Raw genomic sequence first — 19610 nt, forward strand, 5'->3', positions numbered from 1 at the left:
ACCATTTGATGTACTGCCGGTGTGCGTGTCGATGTGAATCCGGAGGCCGTCGGACGGCGGGAGTTCTACGCGCTGCTGAACTCGGTGGTCGTCCCGCGGCCGATTGCGTGGGTGTCGAGCCTGTCCGCCGCCGGCGTGCTGAACCTGGCGCCGCATTCGTTCTTCACCGTCTCGTCCGTGCAGCCGCCGATGGTGCAGTTCACCTCGGTCGGCCGGAAGGACAGCCTGAACAACGTCGAGGCGACCCGTGAGTTCGTGGTGAACTTCGCCGCCGAGCACCTCTACGAGCAGGTGAACGCGTCCGGCACGAACTTCCCACCGGAGATTTCCGAGTTCGAGGCGATCGGGGTGACCGCCGAGCCGTCCCGGACGGTCGCCGTCCCCCGCGTCGCGGAATCGCCGGTGGCGCTCGAGTGCACCCTGCACACCACCCTCGAGCTCGGCGACTGCACCCTGGTCATCGGTCAGGTCCGCCACCTCGCGATCGACGAGACGATGCTGGACGGCAACCACCCCGACATCCACCGCCTCCGCCCTCTCGCCCGGCTGGGCAGGGACGAGTGGACCACCCTCGGCGAAGTCCGCTCCATCACCCGGATCCGCTACACCGACTGGCCCGGCCACTTTGAGAAACCTGAGGGCGAAAGCCCGGCAGACTGACGAAGACACCGCCAGAGCTTGCCGTCAGCAACCTCCTCATGACGTGCCAGGCGGCGGCTCCCGGGTGGCGAGAAGCTTCGTCAACGACTCGAGCTCCGGGGACAGGCGGAGCGGGGTGTGGTCGGGGAGTGCGGTGGTGGCGGGATGCCAGGTGAAGTCGGGGCTCACGAGGTAGACGTCCGGGGACAGCGGGCCGGGATCGCGGGAGTGGCAGCGGGCGGCGACGTTCAGCAGGACGCCGAGGGCGGGGATGACGGTGAGGTCCTCGATCACGTGGAGCAGCAGGGTGTCGCGAGCGGGTACGGCGGCCAGGAGGCCGTGGGGTGCGTGGTCCAGGCGTAGCGACTCGTGCAACACGGTGTCGAGGACGAGTGCGCGGGAGGCGGCGAAGGCTGTCCCGGTGACGACGGCCAGGCGGAGGTCGTCGTGCTCGACATACTCGACCTCGTCCTGGATGCGGCGGAGGTTGGCGAGGCCGAAGCGCTCGGCATCCGACCAGGTGAGATCCAGGTCGGCGGGCTCGAGGTACATCGTCACGATGCCGTCGGTCTGCGTGGACGGCACGGAGACCAGACCGGGCAGGAAGTCGGGTCGATCCGCGGTCCAGTCGGGCGGTAACGCGTCGCGCGGGACCAGCCGCTGGATCAGCTCGCGCTCGGGGTCGGCCGGTGGCGTCGGTGGGCCTTCGCGGAGTTGTTCCAGGATCTGGCGGAAGTGTTCCTCGATGAGCGCCGGCCAGCTGTGCTCGTCGAAGCGGGACAGGATGCGCGCGAGGTTGCTCAGCCCGAGCACGGGGGTGTCCACCGAGCGGTCGGCGGGCACGAGCGCGGCACCGCCCTGGTAGCGAACGGCGACGCCGAGGTCGGCGGCCGTGCGCAGGGCGAGGTGCACGAGCCGATCGGCCTGTCGCCGCGACAACGGCGGCAGCACCGGGTCGGGAGAGCTGGTCTCGGGAAAGTCGTTGCTCTGGGCATGTTCGGTGGTGTCGATGGGCATCGGCGGACCTCCTTGTCGGCAGAGAAGTCGGCAGAGAAGGTACGAGGATCGGCGCGTGCCGGAGCACGCGAGTCCATGCCTGTGGACAAGCCGTCGGGATACTGTGCGGCAGACCCACGTCCAGCAAACAAGGAGTGCGCATGTCCAGCAGCCCGTCGTCGCGACCGACCTCGGAGACGCGGCTGTCGCTGTCGCACATCACCGCGCAGAACGAGACGAACCTGCTCGGCACTGTGCACGGCGGCGTGATCATGACGCTGGTCGACTCGGTCGCGGGGGTGGTCGCCGCGCGGCACTCCGGTGGTGCCGCGGTCACCGCGTCCATGGACGAGATGGTGTTCCTGGTCCCCGTGCGCGTCGGTGACGTCGTGCACTTCAGCGGGCAGGTGAACTGGACCGGCCGGAGTTCGATGGAGGTCGGCGTCCGGATCACCGCCGACCGCTGGGACGCCGTCGGCCCGCAGGTGCACGTCGCGTCGGCGTACCTGGTGTTCGTGGCCGTGGACGAGGAGGGGAAGCCCCGCGAGGTGCCGCAGGTGGTGCCGGAGACCGACGAGGACCGGCGGCGGTTGCGTGAGGCCGAGATCCGCCGCAGCCACCGGCTGGCCCGCCGCGCCGCGATCATCGCCTCCCGCGAGGAATCCCGATGAGCGTTCTCGCGCACGCCCGGCGGAACCCGTCCGCTGTGCTGCTCGTGGTGCAGTTGCTCGGCGTACTCGTCTATCCGGCGATGGAGGGATCGCGTGCCGGCCGCGTCGGGTTCGAGATCCTCGGCATCGTCGTCCTCGTGCTCGCGGTCTTCTCGGTTCGCGCGACCCCGGGGCTCACCTGGGTCAGCGTCTGCCTGGGCATTCCGGCGGTGGCGTTGTCGCTGCTCGACGCGGTCAACCCGACCGAGCCGGTGGTCGCGATCTCCGGCGCGCTGCACGCGGCCTTCTACTTCTACGCGGCCTACTGCCTGCTTCGCTACATGCTCTCCGACCACGACGTCAGCGTCGACGAACTCTTCGCGACCGGCGCCACCTTCACCCTGGTGGCCTGGGGTTTCGCCTATCTGTACGTGTTCGTCCAGGTCCTCGTACCGGGCAGCTTCACCGCGGCGGTTGACCCCGCCAACGACCGCACCTGGATGGAGCTGCTCTTCCTGAGCTTCACGACGCTGTCCAGCACCGGCCTGAGCGACATCGTCCCGATCACGTCCTGGAGCCGCTCGGTCGTCATGCTCGAACAACTCGCCGGGCTCGGGTACGTCGCGATGGTCGTGTCCCGTCTCGTCGGCCTCACAATCACCAAGCGAAGCAACAGCTAGCTTCGCGGCCACCCCGCCAGCAGATCCGCGGCTGCTCGGGCCGCCACCTCCGGCGCCGAGGTCATCGCGGCGACCCGGTAGCTGACCAGGGCGCCCTCGTGCAGGAGCAGCAGCCGGTCGGCCAGCTCGCCGGTGTCCGCGAACCCCGCCGCGCGCGCCTGCGCCTCGAACTCGGACCGCATCCACCGCTTCTGACCGACGATCACCGGCATCGCCGGATGGTCCGGCGCGGCCAGCTCCACACTCGCGTTGATGAATCCGCACCCGTTGCGCGATCCGGCCAGCCAGTCCGTCAGCGCGCCGAACAGCGCCAGGATCACCGCCTCCGGCGTGGTCGGGTTCCGCGCGATCAGCTGTTCGTCGAGGAACTCGTGCCAGGCGCGGTCCCGGCGTTCGAGGTACGCCGCGATCAGCCGGTCCTTCGACCCGAACCGGTCGTACAGCGTCTTCTTCGTCACGTCCGCCGCCGCGGCGATCGCGTCGACGCCGACGGTCCGGATCCCCTGCTCGTAGAACATCGTCGACGCGGCCGCCAGGATCCGCTCGCCGGCCGGCGTCAGCCGGGGCGCCGCGGGGATCTCCCGGTCCACGATCAGTCTCACCTGCTGGTCGAGCATACTGACAGTATACCGACCGGTGTGGTTACCGTCCTTCCATGACCACGCACAAGGCGCTCACGCTGGCCGCCGGCACCGGGTTCGTCGTGTTCTGGAGCTGCGGTTTCATCGGCGCCCGCTGGGGGACGCAGTACACGAACGCGTTCGACCTGCTCGCCTGGCGGTTCCTCGTCGCGGGCGCGATCGCCGCCGCGGTGCTGGCGATCCGGCGGCCGCGCATCTCCCGCCGGGACCTCGTGACCCAGGCGTGGATGGCCTTCCTCACCCAGTTCGTGTACCTGGGACTGATCTTCACCGGGATCGACCACGGCATCACGGCCGGTGTCACCGCGCTCATCGGCTCGCTCCAGCCGCTCCTGATCGCGACCGTCGCCGGACCGCTGCTCGGCGAGCGCGTCAGCCGACGCCAGTGGGTCGGGCTGCTCCTCGGTCTGGCCGGCGTCGCTCTGGTGGTGGCCGACGACCTCCACGCCGGGCACGGCTCGGCGCTGCTCTTCCTGCTGCCCATCGGCGGCCTGCTCGGTCTGGTCGCAGGCACGTGTCTCGATCGGCTCCGCAAGCCGGCCACGACCTCGCTCGATGCGCTGGCGGTCCAGAGTCTCGTGTCAGCGATCCTCTTCGCCGCCCTGGCCGCGTCGACCGGCCGGATGAGTGTGCCCGCTGATCCGGGCTTCTACGGTGCGGTGTTCTGGCTGGTGCTGCTGGCAACTGGTGGCGGCTGGGGTCTGTACCTGGTCAACCTCAAGCTGTCGGGCGCAACGCGCATCAGTTCGCTGCTGTACCTGGTGCCGCCGACCACGATGGTGTTCGCGTTCCTGCTGTTCCACGAGACGATCGGCGGGCTCGCCGTCGTCGGCATGCTGGTCTGTGCTGCCGCCGTACTGCTGATCCGGCTCGGGCAGCAAGTACGCTGCGGGGATGGTGGAACCCCGGTGGCTGGATCAGCAGGAGAGTCACGCCTGGCGTGCGTACATCGCGGCGCAGCGCGTGGTGAGCAGCCGGATCGAGCAGCAGCTGCAACGCGACGCCGGAATCCCGCACACGTACTACGAGATTCTCGTCCGGCTGTCCGAGGCGCCGGGCAACCGGCTGCGGATGAGTGAGCTCGCGGTCGCCACGCTCGGCTCTCGTAGCCGGCTGTCGCACGCGGTCAACCGGCTCGAGCAGAACGGCTGGGTGAAGCGCGAGGGCATCGAGTCCGACCGCCGTGGCCAGGTCGCGATCCTCACCGAGCTCGGCCGGCAGAAGCTGGTGGACACGGCGCCCGGCCACGTCGAAGAGGTGCGCAGGGCGATCTTCGACGCGCTCACGCCCGAGCAGGTCGAGCACCTGTACGACGTCTGCGCGACACTGGCCCGGCATTCCGGCGACACCGTCGATCGTGCGGCGTGGGAGCGGACCTGAGATGAGGCGTCCGGTCGCGCTGATCGCGCTGACTGCCCTCGCTGTGACCGGCTGCGGTGACAGTGGAACCCCGACGGCGGGGCCGAGCACCGTGCCGTCCTCGTCGATCCCGACGACTGCCGAACCGACCGTGCCGCCCACCACCCCGACGGAGTCGCCCACGGCACCGACGGAGTCGCCCACGGCACCGACGTCCGTGCCGTCCTCGTCGTCGAAGCCGACGGCCGCGAACTGCGTCGACCAGAAGATCAAGGCCCTCACCCTGCGCGAGCAGGCGGCGCAGCTCATCATGACCGGCATCAACGCCGATGGCATGTCGGACGCCCAGCAGGCCGTCGTACAGCAGCAGAAGTCCGGCAGCGTCTTCCTGATCGGCAGCAGCGGCAGCCTGTCGCACACCCGCACGGCGATGGCGGCGGTGACCTCGGCCGCGACCGTGAAGGGCATCCGTCCGCTGATCGCCGCGGACCAGGAGGGCGGCCAGATCCAGCGCCTCAAGGGCCCCGGCTTCGATCGCATCCCGGCCGCGACGGTGCAGGGCACTTGGTCGAGTTCCAAGCTCACCGCGCAGGCTCAGGAGTGGGGCAGCCAGCTCAAGCGGGCCGGCGTCACCGTCGACCTCGCACCGGTCGCGGACGTCGTACCGAGCTCGCTCAAGTCCAGCAACGCACCGATCGGCCAGCTGGACCGTGAGTACGGCAACACGCCGGCCGAAGCGGCCAAGGGCGTGCGGGCCTTCGTCCAGGGCATGCGCAACGCCGGGGTCGCGACCTCGGTCAAGCACTTCCCCGGGCTCGGACGCGTCCGCGGCAACACCGACTTCTCGGCCGGTGTCGTCGACGACGTCACGGTCCGCGGCGACGCCGACCTGCGGCCGTTCGCGGAAGGGATCAAGGCCGGTACGTCGATGGTGATGATCTCGACCGTGACCTACACCAAGATCGATCCGAAGAACCGCGCGGTGTTCTCGCCGACCGTCATCCAGGGCATGGTGCGCGGCGATCTCGGCTGGCGCGGTGTCGTGATCACCGACGACGTCGGCGCCGCCGCGGAGGTCGCGACGGTCCCGGCCGGAGAGCGGGCGACCCGGTTCGTCGCGGCCGGGGGCGACATCGTCATCAACGCCAAGGCCGGGCTGACCGCGACGATGGTGACGGCCCTGGTCGACAAGGCGGAGGAGGACGAGTCCTTCGCCGCGCAGCTGACAAGTAGCGTGCGTCGTGTGCTGACCCTCAAACAGGACCACGGTCTGGTGACCTGCGGATGACGGAAGAAGAGCCTGACTACCGCTTCACGCTGGCGAACGAGCGCACCTACCTGGCGTATCTTCGGACCTCCCTCGCCTGCTACGCGGGCGGGTTGTCCGCCGTCCAGTTCCTCGACCTCGGTCCGGACCGCTGGCCGGCCCGGATCATCGGCATCGTTCTGGTCCTCGCCGGAATCGTCACGACGGCGGGTGCCTTCCGGCGCTGGCAGCTCAACCTGACCGCGATGCGTCGCGGCGGCGCACTCCCTGTGACCAGGCTGCCGCTGATGCTCGGAGCAACGATCGCCGTGGTCGGACTGATCGGTCTGTTGTTCTCAGTGTGGCGATGAGCACACCCGATCCCGGTCGGCAGCCGGAGCGGACGCTGCTCGCGTGGCGGCGTACGGCGCTCGGACTGATCGCCAACGGCGTCCTGCTGCTTGCCTCCGGCCACGGTTCGTCGGAGGTCCGGACGGGCCTCGGAATCGTCGTTCTCGTGCTGGCGCTGGGCTGCTGGGCCGCGGCGAGCGCCGTCTACCGTCGCTCCGAGGGGGGTGCCGTGCACGCTCTCGGCCATCAGAACATCCTGCGGATCGCGGCCGGTCTGGTCCTCGTCGTCGGGCTTTTCGACCTGTACGCCGTGATCACACGGTGAAACCGATCAGTTACCGGCCGTATATCGTCCGGCGGCGAGTTCATACCGACGCGGTACGTTGACCTGGCGGATGCCACGTCAGCGGTCCGTTCCCCCTAGCATGTTCACGGTTTGTCCCTCGTTCATCCGGAGCTTGAAGTGCCGTTACGTCTGCGTCCGAACGACCCGACGTTCTACGACCTTTTCACCGAGTCTGCCAACCACCTGGTCGAAGGATCCAGGATCCTGGCGGAGCTGCTCGGCAGTACGGCGGGGACCGGGCTCTCCGCGAGTCATCAGATCGCCGCCCAGATGAAGGACGCCGAACACGCGGCCGACGAGACCACCCACTCGATCATCCGCCGGGTGAACTCGACCTTCGTCACGCCGTTCGACCGGGAGGACATCTACCGGCTGGCCTCCGACCTCGACGACGTCATGGACTTCATGGAGGAGGCGGTCGACACCATCCACCTCTTCAACCTGGAGAAGCTGCCGGAGGAGATCGCCGAGCAGATCGAGGTGCTCCAGCGGGCCGCGCAGCTGACCGCCGAGACCATGCCGCGGCTGCGGACCATGAAGGACCTGGCCGAGTACTGGATCGAGATCAACCGGCTGGAGAACACCGGCGACGCGGTCCACCGGCGGCTGATCGCCAAGCTGTTCAGCGGTGAGTACGAGGCGCTGACGGTGATGAAGCTGAAGACCGTGGTCGACCTGCTGGAGGCCGCGATCGACGCGTTCGAGCACGTCGCCAACACGGTCGAGCAGATCGCGGTCAAGGAGAGCTGAGCGTGGAGCTCGCGCTCGTCGTCGCCGTCGTCGCCATCGCGCTGGCCTTCGACTACACCAACGGCTTCCACGACGCCGCCAACGCGATCGCGACCTCGGTGTCCACCCGGGCGCTGACGCCCCGGGTGGCGCTGCTGATGGCTGCCGCGTGCAACTTCCTGGGCGCGCTGGCCGGCACCGAGGTGGCCGAGACGGTCGGCAAGGGCATCATCACCGCACCGTCCGGGACACACGGCCTGGTGGTCGTGATCGCAGCCCTGGTCGGCGCCATCACCTGGAACCTGATCACCTGGTACTTCGGTCTGCCGAGCTCCTCGTCGCATGCGCTGATCGGCGGCCTGGTCGGGGCCGGCCTGGCCTCGGCCAGCACGGTGCTGTGGTCCGGCATCCTCGACAAGGTCGTGATCCCGATGGTGCTCTCGCCGGCCATCGGCTTCACCGGCGCCTTCCTGCTGATGCTCGCGATCCTCTGGCTGTTCCGGCACCGCAACCCGGGCAAGACCACCCGCGGCTTCCGGATGTCGCAGTCGCTGTCCGCCGCCGCGATGGCGCTCGGGCACGGTCTGCAGGACGCGCAGAAGACGATGGGCGTGATCTTCCTGGCGCTGCTCACCACGGGGCACGTGCAGCAGGGCGACGGCATCCCGCTGTGGGTGAAGATCTCGGCCGCGACGGCCATCTCACTCGGCACGTACTCCGGCGGCTGGCGGATCATGCGAACCCTCGGCCGCCGGATCATCCACCTGGACCCGGCCCGCGGGTTCGCCTCGGAATCCATCGCCGCGGGCGTTCTGTACGTGATGGCGATCGGACTGCACGCGCCGGTCTCCACCACGCACACGATCACCTCCGCGGTGATGGGCGCCGGCGCCACCAAGCGCCTGTCGGCCGTCCGCTGGGGCGTCGCCAAGGGCATCGTCACCGCCTGGGTCCTGACCATCCCGGCCGCCGGTATCGTCGCGGCCGCCGTCTACGGTCTGGCCCACCTGATCCTCGAGTAAGGTCCCGAACAGCCTGCTAGCGGTTCCAGCGGCGGACGGCCTTGGCCACGTCCTTGGAGCGGATGGAGCCGAGGTTGTACTCCCATGCGGCCAGGAGGCGGTCGCCGAGCACTTCGGCGTCCAGGAACATGCGCGGCCGCACAGCGACGGCCCAGGTGGCCGCGGCCGCATGGCCCTGCTGGTGGAGCAGGTGGTCGACAGTCGCCTCGATCCGTGTCGCCTGCTCGCTGTCGAGGTGGTCCGTGGCCCACTGCTGCAGGATCCGCGAGTCGTCGCCGGTCATCCGGGCGAGATAGGTCAGCGGGCCCCGCCAGAAGCCCTTGCGGCCGATGTTGTCCAGCGTCTCGAGTGGGAACCAGCCGTTCTGGTTGCGCCGGCCGTTCACCGCGGACTCGATCTCCCGGGCGCGGTCGGCGGACAGCCCTCGCACCGCCCAGTCGACGAAGAACGCCCCGGCGTCCGGGATGTGCTCGGCCACGTGCGGCGCCGGCGTCAGCGCTCCTGGATCGAACAGATGCAGCTCTTCGGGTGTATCGAACAAAACTTTCCCCGCCCGCTCGTGTCCACGGACCCACCGACGCGGACCCGCTGCACAGGGACCCCCCAGGTTCCTGCTTCGTCAAACGACAGCCCTTCGTACCCTCGTTCCGGCCCGAGGGTCAAGCTCTCGTCCGGTAGCCGGTGCCGTGCTCACGCAAACGTTTGACGCCTGTGCTGTCGGTGCCCGGCGGGTGCATGATGAGAGCTGGGGTGGGCCGCGGGCCCTGGGGGTGATGTGTCGTGATCAGACTCGAACGACCTGCTGTACCGAAGGTCCTCCGGTCGACCGGACCACGACTCGGTCTGTGGAACCAGCTGCGGACCCGAGCCGCCACGCCGCCCGAGCTGGGCCAGTTCCTCTACGGCGCCGAGGTCTTCGACGCGCTGATCGCGATGACCGGTGGGCGCTGCGCGTTCTGTGAGCGGAGGATCGCTGTCGACGGCTACGCCAGCCGCAGCCTGGGCGCGTCCGTGACCCACTACCGCCCGCCCTGGGGTGCGGTGGACCACGCCGGCGCGGTGAGCATGGACCACTACTGGTGGCTCGCCTACACCTGGGAGAACCTGCTGCCGGCTTGTGCGGACTGTATCCGGGCCAAGGGCAACCGGTTCCCGATCGAACGGCCGGATCGCGCGTCGCGGCGCGAGCGGCTGGACCGCGAACTCCCGTACCTGCTGGACCCGAGCGTCGACGATCCGGACCCGCACCTGATCTTCCAGCCGGACGGCACGGTCGTCGGTGCCACCCAGCGCGGCGCCACCACCGTCGAGGTGCTCGCGCTGAACCGCACCTCACTGGTGTCGGCCAGGCGCTCGGCCGCGAAGGAGCGCGGCGAGCCGAGTCCGCTCGACGAGTTCCAGGCGTTGCGCCGGCAGCTGTCCGCGTTGCCGAAGCGGGCGCAGCCGACGGCGACCCCGCTGGCCCGTGACTACTACAACCTGGAGTCCGTCGGGCCGCTCGGCGAGGTCGAGAAGTCCAACTACTTCAGTACCGTGCGCTGGATCGAGCGCGTCCGGATCCGCAACTTCCGCCCGATCGAGGACCTCGATCTGGACTTCTCCCGCTCCGTCAGCGAGACCGGCCCGTGGCGCGTGCTGCTCGGCGAGAACGGTTCCGGCAAGAGCTCGATCCTGCAGGCGATCGCCTTGGCCCTGATCGGCGGCGGGTACCGGCGTGAACTCGGCATCGCGCCGCAACGGCTCCTGCGGTACGGCAGCCGCCGAGGCAGCATCGAGGTCTCCCTGACCGGGGACCCGGTCCCGCTGCAGGTCACCTTCGACCGCACCTCGACCGAGTTCAAGGGGCCGGAAGCCGCTCGGGTGCTGCTGCTCGGGTACGGCGCCACCCGGCTGCTGCCCCGCCCGCAAGCGGTCGTGATGCCGCCGCGGACCGGCATGAGCCGCGTGGACAACCTGTTCAATCCTTTCCTCGCGATGGCGGACCCGACCGAATGGCTGCTCTCGCTGCCTGAACCGACGTACGCCGTCGTGGCCGACGGACTGACCCGGCTGCTCGATCTGCCGTCCGGCGCCCGGCTTGTCGCCGACCGGGACCGGCGCGTGGTCCAGGTCCGCGAGGGCCGGCAGCGCAGCTCGCTGGACGACCTCAGCGACGGCTACCAGTCGATGCTCGTGCTGGCGTGTGACGTGATGAGTACGGTGCTGGGCCTGTGGGAGCACGTGTCCCTGGCCGAGGGCATCGTGCTGATCGACGAGCTCGGCGCCCATCTGCATCCGCGGTGGCGGATGCGCATCGTCGCGGCGCTGCGGCAGCTGCTGCCGCGGGTCCAGTTCGTGGTCACCACCCACGATCCGTTGTGCCTGCGCGGAGTGCTCGACGGCGAGGTGACGGTGATCCGCCGCAATCCACAGAACCGCATCGTGGCGATCAGCGATCTCCCGCCGGTGCAGGGGATGCGGGTCGATCAGCTGCTCACTTCCGAGCACTTCGGCCTCGGCAGCACCGACGACCCGGTGGTCGCGGACCTCTGGACCGAGTACTACCAGTTGATCGAGCTGCGGAAACCGAACGGTCGCGCGCGTGCCCGGCTGGCCGACGTACGCAGCCGGCTGGACGAACTCGACCAGCTCGGCCGCAGCGAGCGCGAACGCCTGCTGCTCGACTCGGCGGACAAGTTCATCGCTCGTCGCCGGGCCGAAGGCGATCCGGTGCCGGTCGAGGAACGCGACGAGCGGTCGGCGGCGCTCGATGCGGACCTCGCCGCGGTGTGGGCCGCACACCTTCCGACCTCGGACTCCGGGAGGTGATCGGATGCGCCGCATGCCGATCCCGCAGCCGCCGGCCAGCCTGTCGAGTGCCGCCGCCCAGCGCGAACGCACCAGGCTCGCCACGTTCTACGCCGATCCGGCGAACGAGTCCGCGCGCTATCCGGGCACGTTCAACGCATACCGGCACGAGCAGGTGCGGCAGGCACTGAAGGCTGCCTTCGGCGGCCGGTGCGCGTACTGCGAGACGTTCTACGACGCGACGCAGCCGACGGCCGTCGAGCACTTCCGGCCGAAGGGCGAAGTGACGATCGCCGGCCAGCGGACCCCGCCCGGGTACTGGTGGCTGGCCAGCAAGTGGGAGAACCTCCTGCCGTCCTGCACCGACTGCAACAGCCCACGCAAGCAGGACTTCCCGGCCGGTCTGCCCGCGACCGCCGGCAAAGCAAACGCGTTCCCGCTGCCGACCGAGAAGCGCCGTGCGCACCACGACGGCGAGGAGAAGAACGAGCGACCGCTGCTGCTGCATCCGTACTTCGACGATCCCGAAGAGCACCTGGAGTTCGTCTGGGGCACGGGCACCGTCGACGACGGCCAGATCAGGCCCCGCCAGGTCCACGGCCGGGAGAGCGTCCGCGGCCGCACCACGATCGAGGTCTGCGCACTCCAGCGACTGGGACTGGTGGCGAACCGCCGGCGGCATCTGATCAAACTCATCGCGTTCCTCGAAGTCGTGGCGCAGCGCAAGGCCGAGGCGGCGAAGGCGCCCGGCGACCCCGACGCGCGCAAGGCGTTCGAGGACGCCGTGGTCGCGGTCCGGGAGACGTTCACCGACGACGACGAGTACGTCGCGATGACGCACCAGGTGATCAAGGCCTACTTCGCACGACTGTTCGGGGGATGACATGACGGCCTACGTACCCGCGCCGCCGCGGAGCTGCGACGTACTGATGAAAGGCGGCATCACCAGCGGGGTGATCTATCCGAGCGCGGTCTGCGAGCTCGCCCGGCACTACAAGCTGGCGTCCGTCGGGGGATCGTCGGCGGGCGCCATCGCGGCGGCGGCCGCGGCCGCGGCAGAGCTGGGCCGCGACGCCGGCGGGTTCGGAAAGCTCGAACGACTGCCCGACGATCTGATGGCCCACCGCCCGGGAGGCCCCTCGCTGCTGTTCCGCCTGTTCCAGCCACAGCGCGGTACGGCGTCCTTGTTCAAGGTCTTCACGGCCGGACTCGGCGCCTCCGGCACTGGCCGGGTAGCGCGCATCGTTCGCGCCGCGCTGTCCGCGTTCGCCCTGTGGGCGCTGGCCGGCGCTGTGCCCGGCGTCGTCTTGCTCGTCCTCGGGATCCTCGGTCAGGGCGTGGCGGCCTGGGCCGCGGTGATTGCCGGTGCGCTGCTGGCCGTCGTCGGTGTCGTCGTGGCCGTCACGGCCGGCGTGCTCCGGAGCCTCGCGAAGAACGTTCCGGACAACAACTTCGGGCTGTGCAACGGGATGGCTGGCAGGTCCGAGGGCGGCGCGGAGCCGCTGACCCGTTGGCTGCACGGCAAGCTGCAGGACTTCGCCGGCCGGGCCGGGGACGCGGATCCGATCACCTTCGGGCAGCTGACCGCGGCTGGTGTCGAGCTGCGGATGATGACCACCAACCTGACCCGGCACCAGCCGATGCGGATGCCCTGGCCGGAACGCGAGTACTTCTTCGACCCGGGCCAGTTCGAACAGCTGTTCCCGGCCGAGGTCGTGGACTGGATGTGTGAGCACCCGCCGCCGTTGTCCCCGCAACCGGCCAAGCGGTGGGCCGGCGAGTTGCGCCGGTTGCAGGCCGCCCCGAAGCGGCCGTTCCCGCTCGCCGCCGATCTGCCGGTGATCGTCGCGACCCGGATGAGCCTCAGCTTCCCGTTCCTGATCTCGGCCGTGCCGCTGTACGCGATCGACTTCACGCACCCGGCGTACGGCAAGGTCAGTGCCGCGGTGTCGGAATGGCGGGACGCGAACCCGCAGGCCGGGCCGGAGCAGGCGCTGCCTGCCGTCCCCGCGCCGGACTTCGAGGTCAACTGGTTCTCCGACGGCGGCATCGCGAGCAACCTGCCGGTGCACTTCTTCGACTCGCCGCTGCCGGCCCGACCGACCTTCGCGGTCGACCTGGCCCTGTTCCCGCCGGGCGTGCCGAAGAACCTGGAGGACCAGGCCGAGAACACCCGCCTGCCGGTCGTCAACCAGGGAGGGCTGAACCGGCGCTGGACCCGGTGGACCGGTCAGGGGCTCGGGCTGGTCGCACTGTTCGGCCGGTCGATCCTGGACACCGCGCGCGGCTGGGTGGACGAGGCGCAGTTGGTGATGCCCGGCTACCGCGACCGGATCGTCACGATCTACCACGATCACGACGAAGGCGGCCTGAACCTGACGATGAAGGACACGGTGGTGACCGACCTGGTCGAGCGCGGTGAGGCAGGCGCGAAGAAGCTCGTCACCCGCTTCGTCCTCGGCAACGGCTGGGACAACCATCGCTGGATCAGGTTCCGCACCGCGACGGCCGGCCTCGACACCTGGCTGTCCGGTTTCCGGCGCGGGTACGACGAACCGTCGCCGGACGCCCTGCCGTACGCCGACCTCGCCGGCACACCCGGCACCGCCGTACTGCCGTCGTACTCGATCAACGGCACCCAGCGAAAGGCCGTGAACCTCCGAACCGACGCACTCCTGACCCTGGCCTCGAGTTGGCAGGACCCTCCCGCCGACGCTTTCACCCAGGGCTCGCCCAGCCCGCACCCGTTCCTGCGCCTGGTGCCCGGCACGCTCTTCGACCGGAGGGGTTGAGGTCTACTTCTTCTTCAGGGCGCGGCGGGCGAGTTCTTCCTGGTCCAGGCGGGCAGCCTCGGCGGGGGTCGGTGCGCTGCCGCCGTACGCGGCGGGCAGCCACCAGGCGCCGGGTGGCTGCTCCGGGTACGTGCGGATCGTCTCGTCGAGCATTCCGGCCATCGTGGAGCGCAGCTGGGCAGTCGCCTCGGTCGGATCGTCGTCGCGGGTCACCGTGATCGGCGCGCCGATGCTGATCGAGATCGGCCGGTGCCGGCTGAAGTCCCGCGGGTGGTCCTTGGTGAACATCCGCTGCGTGCCCCACAGGATCATCGGCAGCACCGGTACACCGGCCTCCGCGGCCATCCGGACCGTGCCGGACTTGAACTCCTTGAGCTCGAACGACCGGCTGATCGTCGCCTCCGGGAACACGCCGACCAGCTCACCGGCGTTCAGGTAGCGGATCGCCTGCTCGTACGACGCGGCGCCGGCCTCGCGGTCCACCAGGATGTGGTGCATGCCGCGCATCAGCGGGCCGGAGTACCGGTTGCGGAACAGCACCTCCTTGGCCATGAAGCGCACCAGCCGCCTGGCCGGCAGCGCGCCGTACCCGCCCAGGATGAAGTCGACGTAGCTGATGTGGTTGATCGCGATCAGGGCCCCGCCGGTGCGCGGGACGTGCTCGGTCCCGGTGCGGCGGATCTTGAGGTCCAGCACCGTGAACGCGGTCTTCGCGAAGGCGATGACAGGCGGGTAGACGAGGTCGCGCATCCCTAGACGGTACCGGGTTCGTCTAGGGCATGTCTGACAATCCAGCACCTACTGCGGGGCACTCGGCACGGCACCTCGCCGCACGTGAGCAAAGGCCACGATGCGCCGCATCGAGACCTTCGCTCCCGCACGCCGAGCTACCGCACCGAGCACCTCCTCGCGACGGCGCTGGATTATCAGACATGCCCTAGGGTGGTCCGTGACAACTAAAGATCGCGGGAGCTCGCACCGTAGTGGGCTGAGAGGGCGGCTGGCCAGAGAGAAGACTCTGCTGCCGGCGCCGCCGACCGCCGAACCTGTCCGGGTAATTCCGGCGTAGGGAGCAGCAGCAATGGTGAATGTCAGCACGATCCGTCCGGCCGTCACCACGGGCCCGATCTCGGGCTCGGAGAAGATCTATCGCGGCGAGCTCGGGGTACCGGCGCGCCGCGTGCAGCTGACCAACGGCGAGCACTTCGACCTCTACGACACGTCCGGTCCGTACACCGACGCGTCCGCCGGGATCGACGTCCAGGCCGGTCTGCCCGCGCTGCGGCGCGAGTGGATCGCCGGGCGCGAGCCGCGGACCCAGCTCGGGCACGCGCGGGCCGGGGTGATCACCGAGGAGATGAGGTACGTCGCACTGCGGGAAGGGCTCGATCCGGAATTCGTCCGGGCCGAGGTGGCGCGCGGGCGGGCGGTGATCCCGGCGAACCGGCGGCACCCGGAGAGCGAGCCGATGATCATCGGGAAGAAGTTCCTGGTGAAGGTGAACGCGAACATCGGCAACTCCGCCGTGAGCAGTTCGATCGAGGAAGAGGTCGAGAAGCTGGTCTGGGCGACCCGGTGGGGCGCCGACACGGTGATGGACCTGTCGACCGGCAAGAACATCCACGAGACGCGGGAGTGGATCCTGCGGAACTCGCCCGTCCCGATCGGCACGGTGCCGCTGTACCAGGCGCTGGAGAAGGTCAAGGGCGATCCGGCCGCGCTGTCGTGGGAGGTGTACCGCGACACGGTGATCGAGCAGTGCGAGCAGGGTGTGGACTACATGACCGTGCACGCCGGCGTCCTGCTGCGGCACGTCCCGCTGACCGCGCGGCGGATCACCGGGATCGTGTCGCGCGGCGGGTCGATCATGGCCGCGTGGTGCCTGGCGCACCACCAGGAGTCCTTCCTGTACACGCATTTCGAGGAGCTCTGCGAGATCCTTCGCGAGTACGACGTGACCTTCTCGCTCGGCGACGGGTTGCGGCCGGGATCGATCGCGGACGCCAACGACGAGGCCCAGTTCGCGGAGCTCCGCACGCTGGGCGAGCTGACGAAGGTCGCCTGGGAGCACGAGGTCCAGGTCATGATCGAAGGCCCGGGGCATGTCCCGATGCACAAGATCGCCGAGAACGTCCGGCTCGAGGAGGAGCTGTGCGGTGAGGCGCCGTTCTACACCCTGGGGCCGCTGGCAACGGACGTGGCGCCGGCGTACGACCACATCACGTCGGCGATCGGCGCGGCGCAGATCGGCTGGCTGGGGACGGCGATGCTCTGCTATGTCACACCCAAGGAGCACCTCGGGCTGCCGGATCGCGACGACGTCAAGACCGGCGTGATCACGTACAAGATCGCCGCCCACGCGGCCGACCTGGCCAAGGGGCATCCGGGCGCGCAGGCCTGGGACGACACGTTGTCCAAGGCAAGGTTCGAGTTCCGCTGGGAGGACCAGTTCAACCTCTCGCTGGATCCGGACACGGCCCGGTCGTTCCATGACGAGACGTTGCCTGCCGAGCCCGCGAAGACCGCGCACTTCTGCTCGATGTGCGGGCCGAAGTTCTGCTCGATGCGGATCACTGCCGACATCCGCGCGTACGCGGAGGAACGCGGCCTGACGTCGGCCGAGGCGATCGAGGCCGGCTTCGCGGAGATGTCGGAGACCTTCAAGTCGGCCGACCAGAAGCTCTACCTGCCGATCACGGACTGAATCGGGGCGCCGTCCGGTCCGGCGTGCGCCGCACTCCGGGCCGGATACGGTGAGTGACGGGCTGAACCGATTCAGGTTTTGACCTTCACTCTACGTGAATAAGACTGTAGCCTTAAGCCGTCCGGAAGGAGGTACAGGACGATGGTCTTCGTTCTCACGGTAGATCAGCGCGGCAGCCGAAGCACGAGCGATCTCGTACCCGAGCTACTGAACTCCCTGAACCGCCGGCCGCGGCGGACCGGCCTGCTGCGCAAGTTCGAGCGGACCGCCGGCGACGAGGTGCAGGGCGTGCTCTCCGAGGCCCGAGTGACCATCGACGTGATCGTCGAGCTGCTGCGGGCGGACAGTTGGTACGTCGGACTCGGCATCGGCGCGGTCACCGAGCCGCTGCCGCGCAGCACCCGCGCCGGCAGCGGCGAGGCTTACGTGTTCGCGCGCGAGGCGGTGACGCGGGCGAAGTCCAGTCCGCACCACGTGAACGTGGTCGGCGCGGACCCGCACCTGGCCGAGCAGGTGGAGACGGTGCTGTGGTTGATGGCGTCCGTCCTGCGGCGCCGGAGCGACCGCGGCTGGGCAGTGGCGGACCTGTTGGGCGAGGGACTGACGAGGCGGGAGATCGGCGTGAAACTCGGAATCAGCCAGTCGGCGGTGACTCAACGCGCCCAGGCTGCGGGATTCGCCGAGGAACAGCGCGGCCGGGTGCTGGCCGCGGACCTGCTCGCCGGCGGGGTCGCTGCGTGACGGCTCTGGTCCTGTCGTTGACCGCTGCCGCACTGGTGCTCGCCGTCCTGGCATGGGTTCCTCAGTCCGGCTCCAACCTCGAGATCGCCCTCAGCGCAGTCATGCTGGCCTGTCTGGCCGCCGTCGGTGTACTGCTGCTCGCCGGGGACGGTGTGGCCGGGTGGGCCGAGCGCTGGTGGAACGTGCTGCTCCTACTGGCCGGAGCGCTCGCAGTGACAGGTGGTGGGCCGCTGACGACCTCTGTCATGGCGCTGGCCGACCGAGGCAACACCCGCGCCCAGTCGACGCAGAAAGCCGGTGAGGTGCTGCGGGGCGGCGCGTTGATCGGTGCACTCGAGCGAACGGCCATCTACGCGGCGCTGGTGTCCGGCTGGCCGGAAGGCATCGCCATCGTGCTGGCGATCAAGGGACTCGCCAGGTACCCGGAGCTGCGCAGCCCCGACCAGCCCGCGTCCGTGACCCCGCAAGCCGTCGCGGAGCGGTTCATCATCGGCACGTTCTCCAGCGTCCTGTGGGCAGTGACCTGTGCAGGTCTGCTGCGGTCACACTGACGTCTTGATCACATAGGTGTTGATGACCTTGTCGTGCCAGGTCTGGTGCTGCTCGTCCCACAGCGGCCAGAGCAGGTTCAGAAAGCAGGCATTGTTGAAAATCCCGCTCAGGAAGTCACGCAGGAAGGACCGCCCGGCTCCGATGGTCTGCCCGGTGGTGGCGTCGATCAGCTTGATGCGCAGGACGCTCTTACCCACGCTCTGACCGGTCCGCCCTTGCCGGAACACGCGATTCCACAGACTGAGCGCGATGCTCGTGATCATGCCCACAAGGAGGAACACGAGCGCATAGACCGGCGGATCGTCGTTGTAAGGATCGTTGGCCGACTGATTGATGGCAGCACCGATCATCACGCCGTACCCGAGCAGGATCGGTACCGCTGAGATCAGGCTGTCGATCAGTGAGGCACCGACCCGCGGCAACCAGTCGGCCAACGGCGCCATCGGCACGCCGTACCCATACCCGTACCCGTACCCCGGCTGCTGCCCGTACGGCAACTGTGCGTACGGCTGCTGCCCGTATGTCGGCTGAGCGTCGGGTCGCTGACCGTACCCGGGTGTACTCATCTGGGAAGTCCGCTTCCTCGCTAGGCCCTATCTGGAAAGACGGACGCCGCAGCCCGCCTCGGGCTGCGGCGTCCGGAAGCCGTCGATCCGTATCAGGGCTTCACGACATAAGTGTTGTTGATCTTGTCGGCGAAGGTCTGCTTCTTCTCGTCCCACAGCGGCCACAGATAGCCGATGTAGCAGGCGGCGCCGTCGAGGAAGTGGGTCAGTTGCCGCACGAACGTCTTGCCGATGCCGAGCGGCTGACCGGTCTCGGCGCCGACGAGCTTGATGCCGAGCACTTGCTTGCCCACCGTCTGACCTGTGGTTCCCTGGCGGACGAGAACGTTCCAGATGGCCACCCCGATGCCCGCAAGGTAGAAGATGAGGCCGATGATCGCGAGCACAGCGTTGTTGGCGTTACCAGCGATCGCGGCGCCGATGCCGGCCGGCACACCGATGATCGCCATGTCGAGCAGGAAGGCGCCGGCCCGGCTCGGCCAGTCCGCCAGGTTGCCGGGGACGGCTCCGAAGCCGCCGTACGACGGCTGGCCGTAGGCCTGTCCATACTGTCCAGCCTGTGCAGCCTGCCCCGGCGCCTGACCGTACTGACCAGGCTGTCCCGGCTGCTGGTTGTAGCCCGGCTGCTGGCCGTAGGCGGGCGGTTGGCCGTAGCCCGGCTGCTGCTGCCCGTAGGCGGGCTGCTGCCCGTACCCGGGCTGCTGGCCGTACTCGGGCTGCTGCCCGTACTGGCCCGGCTGGCCGGGGTGCTGTGGGTCTTGCGGGCCGTAACCCGGCGGCGGCGTCGGAGAGCTCACGACGATCCCTTC

At 69.1% G+C, this 19610-nt stretch carries 22 protein-coding genes and 1 riboswitch; of the genes, 16 read left to right on the forward strand and 6 right to left on the reverse strand.

What is annotated here, in order from left to right; all coding sequences use genetic code 11:
• Nucleotides 1–21: 21 nt before the first annotated feature.
• A complete protein-coding gene (locus tag ABZX12_RS21715) occupies nt 22–660 on the forward strand; it encodes a flavin reductase family protein (RefSeq protein WP_355695653.1) in 639 nt (212 codons plus the stop codon).
• 36 nt (nt 661–696) lie between these two features.
• On the opposite strand, the gene ABZX12_RS21720 is transcribed toward ABZX12_RS21715, so the two are convergent.
• Complete coding sequence (locus ABZX12_RS21720; protein WP_355695655.1) at nt 697–1656, reverse strand: hypothetical protein; 960 nt, start codon at nt 1654–1656, stop codon at nt 697–699.
• A 140-nt stretch (nt 1657–1796) separates the two neighbouring features.
• Between ABZX12_RS21720 and ABZX12_RS21725 the strand changes: the two genes are divergently transcribed.
• Complete coding sequence (locus tag ABZX12_RS21725; protein ID WP_355695657.1) at nt 1797–2306, forward strand: acyl-CoA thioesterase; 510 nt, start codon at nt 1797–1799, stop codon at nt 2304–2306.
• A complete protein-coding gene (locus tag ABZX12_RS21730; RefSeq protein ID WP_355695659.1) occupies nt 2303–2965 on the forward strand; it encodes a potassium channel family protein in 663 nt (220 codons plus the stop codon). Before ABZX12_RS21725 ends, ABZX12_RS21730 begins: the two co-directional genes overlap by 4 nt.
• Here the strand turns inward: ABZX12_RS21730 and ABZX12_RS21735 are convergent.
• On the reverse strand, nt 2962–3582 hold the full coding sequence (locus ABZX12_RS21735; RefSeq protein WP_355695660.1) for a TetR/AcrR family transcriptional regulator: 621 nt from the start codon (nt 3580–3582) through the stop codon (nt 2962–2964). The genes ABZX12_RS21730 and ABZX12_RS21735 overlap by 4 nt on opposite strands.
• A gap of 38 nt (nt 3583–3620) precedes the next feature.
• Between ABZX12_RS21735 and ABZX12_RS21740 the strand changes: the two genes are divergently transcribed.
• From ABZX12_RS21740 to ABZX12_RS21770, 7 genes are all read left to right on the forward strand, one after another.
• Complete coding sequence (locus ABZX12_RS21740) at nt 3621–4685, forward strand: DMT family transporter (protein ID WP_355695662.1); 1065 nt, start codon at nt 3621–3623, stop codon at nt 4683–4685.
• Nucleotides 4573–4986: a MarR family transcriptional regulator gene (locus ABZX12_RS21745; RefSeq protein ID WP_355695664.1), complete on the forward strand. Its 414-nt coding sequence runs from the start codon at nt 4573–4575 to the stop codon at nt 4984–4986. The genes ABZX12_RS21740 and ABZX12_RS21745 overlap by 113 nt, the downstream gene beginning before the upstream one ends.
• A 1-nt stretch (nt 4987) precedes the next feature.
• Nucleotides 4988–6253 carry a glycoside hydrolase family 3 N-terminal domain-containing protein gene (locus ABZX12_RS21750; RefSeq protein WP_355695666.1) on the forward strand — a complete coding sequence of 422 codons (1266 nt, stop codon included), beginning with the start codon at nt 4988–4990 and terminating at the stop codon, nt 6251–6253.
• Nucleotides 6250–6582 (forward strand): DUF202 domain-containing protein, encoded by a 333-nt coding sequence (locus tag ABZX12_RS21755; protein ID WP_355695668.1) that lies wholly within the window; start codon nt 6250–6252, stop codon nt 6580–6582. The genes ABZX12_RS21750 and ABZX12_RS21755 overlap by 4 nt, the downstream gene beginning before the upstream one ends.
• Complete coding sequence (locus ABZX12_RS21760) at nt 6579–6887, forward strand: DUF202 domain-containing protein (protein WP_355695670.1); 309 nt, start codon at nt 6579–6581, stop codon at nt 6885–6887. Before ABZX12_RS21755 ends, ABZX12_RS21760 begins: the two co-directional genes overlap by 4 nt.
• A gap of 138 nt (nt 6888–7025) precedes the next feature.
• The gene (locus tag ABZX12_RS21765; protein ID WP_131460665.1) at nt 7026–7658 is read left to right on the forward strand and encodes a DUF47 family protein; all 633 of its coding nucleotides are present in this window, start codon (nt 7026–7028) and stop codon (nt 7656–7658) included.
• A 2-nt stretch (nt 7659–7660) separates the two neighbouring features.
• Complete coding sequence (locus ABZX12_RS21770) at nt 7661–8659, forward strand: inorganic phosphate transporter (protein WP_355695672.1); 999 nt, start codon at nt 7661–7663, stop codon at nt 8657–8659.
• A 16-nt stretch (nt 8660–8675) separates the two neighbouring features.
• Here ABZX12_RS21770 and ABZX12_RS21775 read toward each other — a convergent pair whose 3' ends face one another.
• The gene (locus ABZX12_RS21775) at nt 8676–9200 is read right to left on the reverse strand and encodes a hypothetical protein (RefSeq protein WP_355695673.1); all 525 of its coding nucleotides are present in this window, start codon (nt 9198–9200) and stop codon (nt 8676–8678) included.
• A gap of 239 nt (nt 9201–9439) precedes the next feature.
• Between ABZX12_RS21775 and ABZX12_RS21780 the strand changes: the two genes are divergently transcribed.
• The 3 genes from ABZX12_RS21780 to ABZX12_RS21790 are packed head-to-tail and all read left to right on the forward strand — an operon-like array spanning nt 9440 to nt 14238.
• On the forward strand, nt 9440–11467 hold the full coding sequence (locus ABZX12_RS21780; protein ID WP_355695675.1) for an AAA family ATPase: 2028 nt from the start codon (nt 9440–9442) through the stop codon (nt 11465–11467).
• 4 nt (nt 11468–11471) lie between these two features.
• Nucleotides 11472–12329: a hypothetical protein gene (locus tag ABZX12_RS21785; RefSeq protein WP_355695677.1), complete on the forward strand. Its 858-nt coding sequence runs from the start codon at nt 11472–11474 to the stop codon at nt 12327–12329.
• Between the two features lies 1 nt (nt 12330).
• Nucleotides 12331–14238 (forward strand): hypothetical protein, encoded by a 1908-nt coding sequence (locus ABZX12_RS21790; RefSeq protein ID WP_355695679.1) that lies wholly within the window; start codon nt 12331–12333, stop codon nt 14236–14238.
• A 3-nt stretch (nt 14239–14241) separates the two neighbouring features.
• Here the strand turns inward: ABZX12_RS21790 and ABZX12_RS21795 are convergent, their stop codons facing one another.
• On the reverse strand, nt 14242–14988 hold the full coding sequence (locus tag ABZX12_RS21795) for a lysophospholipid acyltransferase family protein (RefSeq protein WP_355695681.1): 747 nt from the start codon (nt 14986–14988) through the stop codon (nt 14242–14244).
• Between the two features lie 205 nt (nt 14989–15193).
• A riboswitch (TPP riboswitch) is annotated at nt 15194–15328 on the forward strand.
• On the opposite strand from ABZX12_RS21795, the gene thiC reads away from it, so the two are divergent.
• The 3 genes from thiC (at nt 15320) to ABZX12_RS21810 (ending at nt 18234) form a co-directional block, all read left to right on the forward strand.
• Nucleotides 15320–16942, forward strand: coding sequence for a phosphomethylpyrimidine synthase ThiC (gene thiC / locus ABZX12_RS21800; RefSeq protein WP_355695683.1), 1623 nt, complete (start codon nt 15320–15322; stop codon nt 16940–16942). It overlaps the preceding riboswitch by 9 nt.
• Before the next feature lie 141 nt (nt 16943–17083).
• On the forward strand, nt 17084–17683 hold the full coding sequence (locus tag ABZX12_RS21805; protein WP_355695685.1) for a transposase: 600 nt from the start codon (nt 17084–17086) through the stop codon (nt 17681–17683).
• Nucleotides 17680–18234, forward strand: a complete 555-nt coding sequence (locus ABZX12_RS21810) for a hypothetical protein (protein ID WP_355695686.1) — start codon at nt 17680–17682, stop codon at nt 18232–18234. The genes ABZX12_RS21805 and ABZX12_RS21810 overlap by 4 nt, the downstream gene beginning before the upstream one ends.
• Here ABZX12_RS21810 and ABZX12_RS21815 read toward each other — a convergent pair.
• Both ABZX12_RS21815 and ABZX12_RS21820 read right to left on the reverse strand, forming a co-directional pair.
• Nucleotides 18226–18678: an RDD family protein gene (locus tag ABZX12_RS21815; RefSeq protein WP_355696395.1), complete on the reverse strand. Its 453-nt coding sequence runs from the start codon at nt 18676–18678 to the stop codon at nt 18226–18228. The two genes, ABZX12_RS21810 and ABZX12_RS21815, sit on opposite strands and share 9 nt — an antisense overlap.
• A 215-nt stretch (nt 18679–18893) precedes the next feature.
• Nucleotides 18894–19598 (reverse strand): RDD family protein, encoded by a 705-nt coding sequence (locus ABZX12_RS21820; protein ID WP_355695688.1) that lies wholly within the window; start codon nt 19596–19598, stop codon nt 18894–18896.
• Nucleotides 19599–19610: the final 12 nt, after the last annotated feature.

Origin of the sequence: Kribbella sp. NPDC003505, assembly GCF_040610875.1 — a bacterium.
Classification (GTDB): domain Bacteria; phylum Actinomycetota; class Actinomycetes; order Propionibacteriales; family Kribbellaceae; genus Kribbella.

Excerpts from the sequence above, each read along its gene's own strand:
- ABZX12_RS21720 (WP_355695655.1), bottom strand. The coding sequence starts at position 1,656 with ATGCCCATCGACACCACCGAACATGCCCAGAGCAACGACTTTCCCGAG.
- ABZX12_RS21725 (WP_355695657.1), top strand. The coding sequence starts at position 1,797 with ATGTCCAGCAGCCCGTCGTCGCGACCGACCTCGGAGACGCGGCTGTCG.
- ABZX12_RS21730 (WP_355695659.1), top strand. The coding sequence starts at position 2,303 with ATGAGCGTTCTCGCGCACGCCCGGCGGAACCCGTCCGCTGTGCTGCTC.
- ABZX12_RS21735 (WP_355695660.1), bottom strand. The coding sequence starts at position 3,582 with ATGCTCGACCAGCAGGTGAGACTGATCGTGGACCGGGAGATCCCCGCG.
- ABZX12_RS21740 (WP_355695662.1), top strand. The coding sequence starts at position 3,621 with ATGACCACGCACAAGGCGCTCACGCTGGCCGCCGGCACCGGGTTCGTC.
- ABZX12_RS21750 (WP_355695666.1), top strand. The coding sequence starts at position 4,988 with ATGAGGCGTCCGGTCGCGCTGATCGCGCTGACTGCCCTCGCTGTGACC.
- ABZX12_RS21755 (WP_355695668.1), top strand. The coding sequence starts at position 6,250 with ATGACGGAAGAAGAGCCTGACTACCGCTTCACGCTGGCGAACGAGCGC.
- ABZX12_RS21760 (WP_355695670.1), top strand. The coding sequence starts at position 6,579 with ATGAGCACACCCGATCCCGGTCGGCAGCCGGAGCGGACGCTGCTCGCG.
- ABZX12_RS21785 (WP_355695677.1), top strand. The coding sequence starts at position 11,472 with ATGCGCCGCATGCCGATCCCGCAGCCGCCGGCCAGCCTGTCGAGTGCC.
- ABZX12_RS21790 (WP_355695679.1), top strand. The coding sequence starts at position 12,331 with ATGACGGCCTACGTACCCGCGCCGCCGCGGAGCTGCGACGTACTGATG.
- ABZX12_RS21795 (WP_355695681.1), bottom strand. The coding sequence starts at position 14,988 with ATGCGCGACCTCGTCTACCCGCCTGTCATCGCCTTCGCGAAGACCGCG.
- thiC (WP_355695683.1), top strand. The coding sequence starts at position 15,320 with ATGGTGAATGTCAGCACGATCCGTCCGGCCGTCACCACGGGCCCGATC.
- ABZX12_RS21805 (WP_355695685.1), top strand. The coding sequence starts at position 17,084 with ATGGTCTTCGTTCTCACGGTAGATCAGCGCGGCAGCCGAAGCACGAGC.
- ABZX12_RS21815 (WP_355696395.1), bottom strand. The coding sequence starts at position 18,678 with ATGGCGCCGTTGGCCGACTGGTTGCCGCGGGTCGGTGCCTCACTGATC.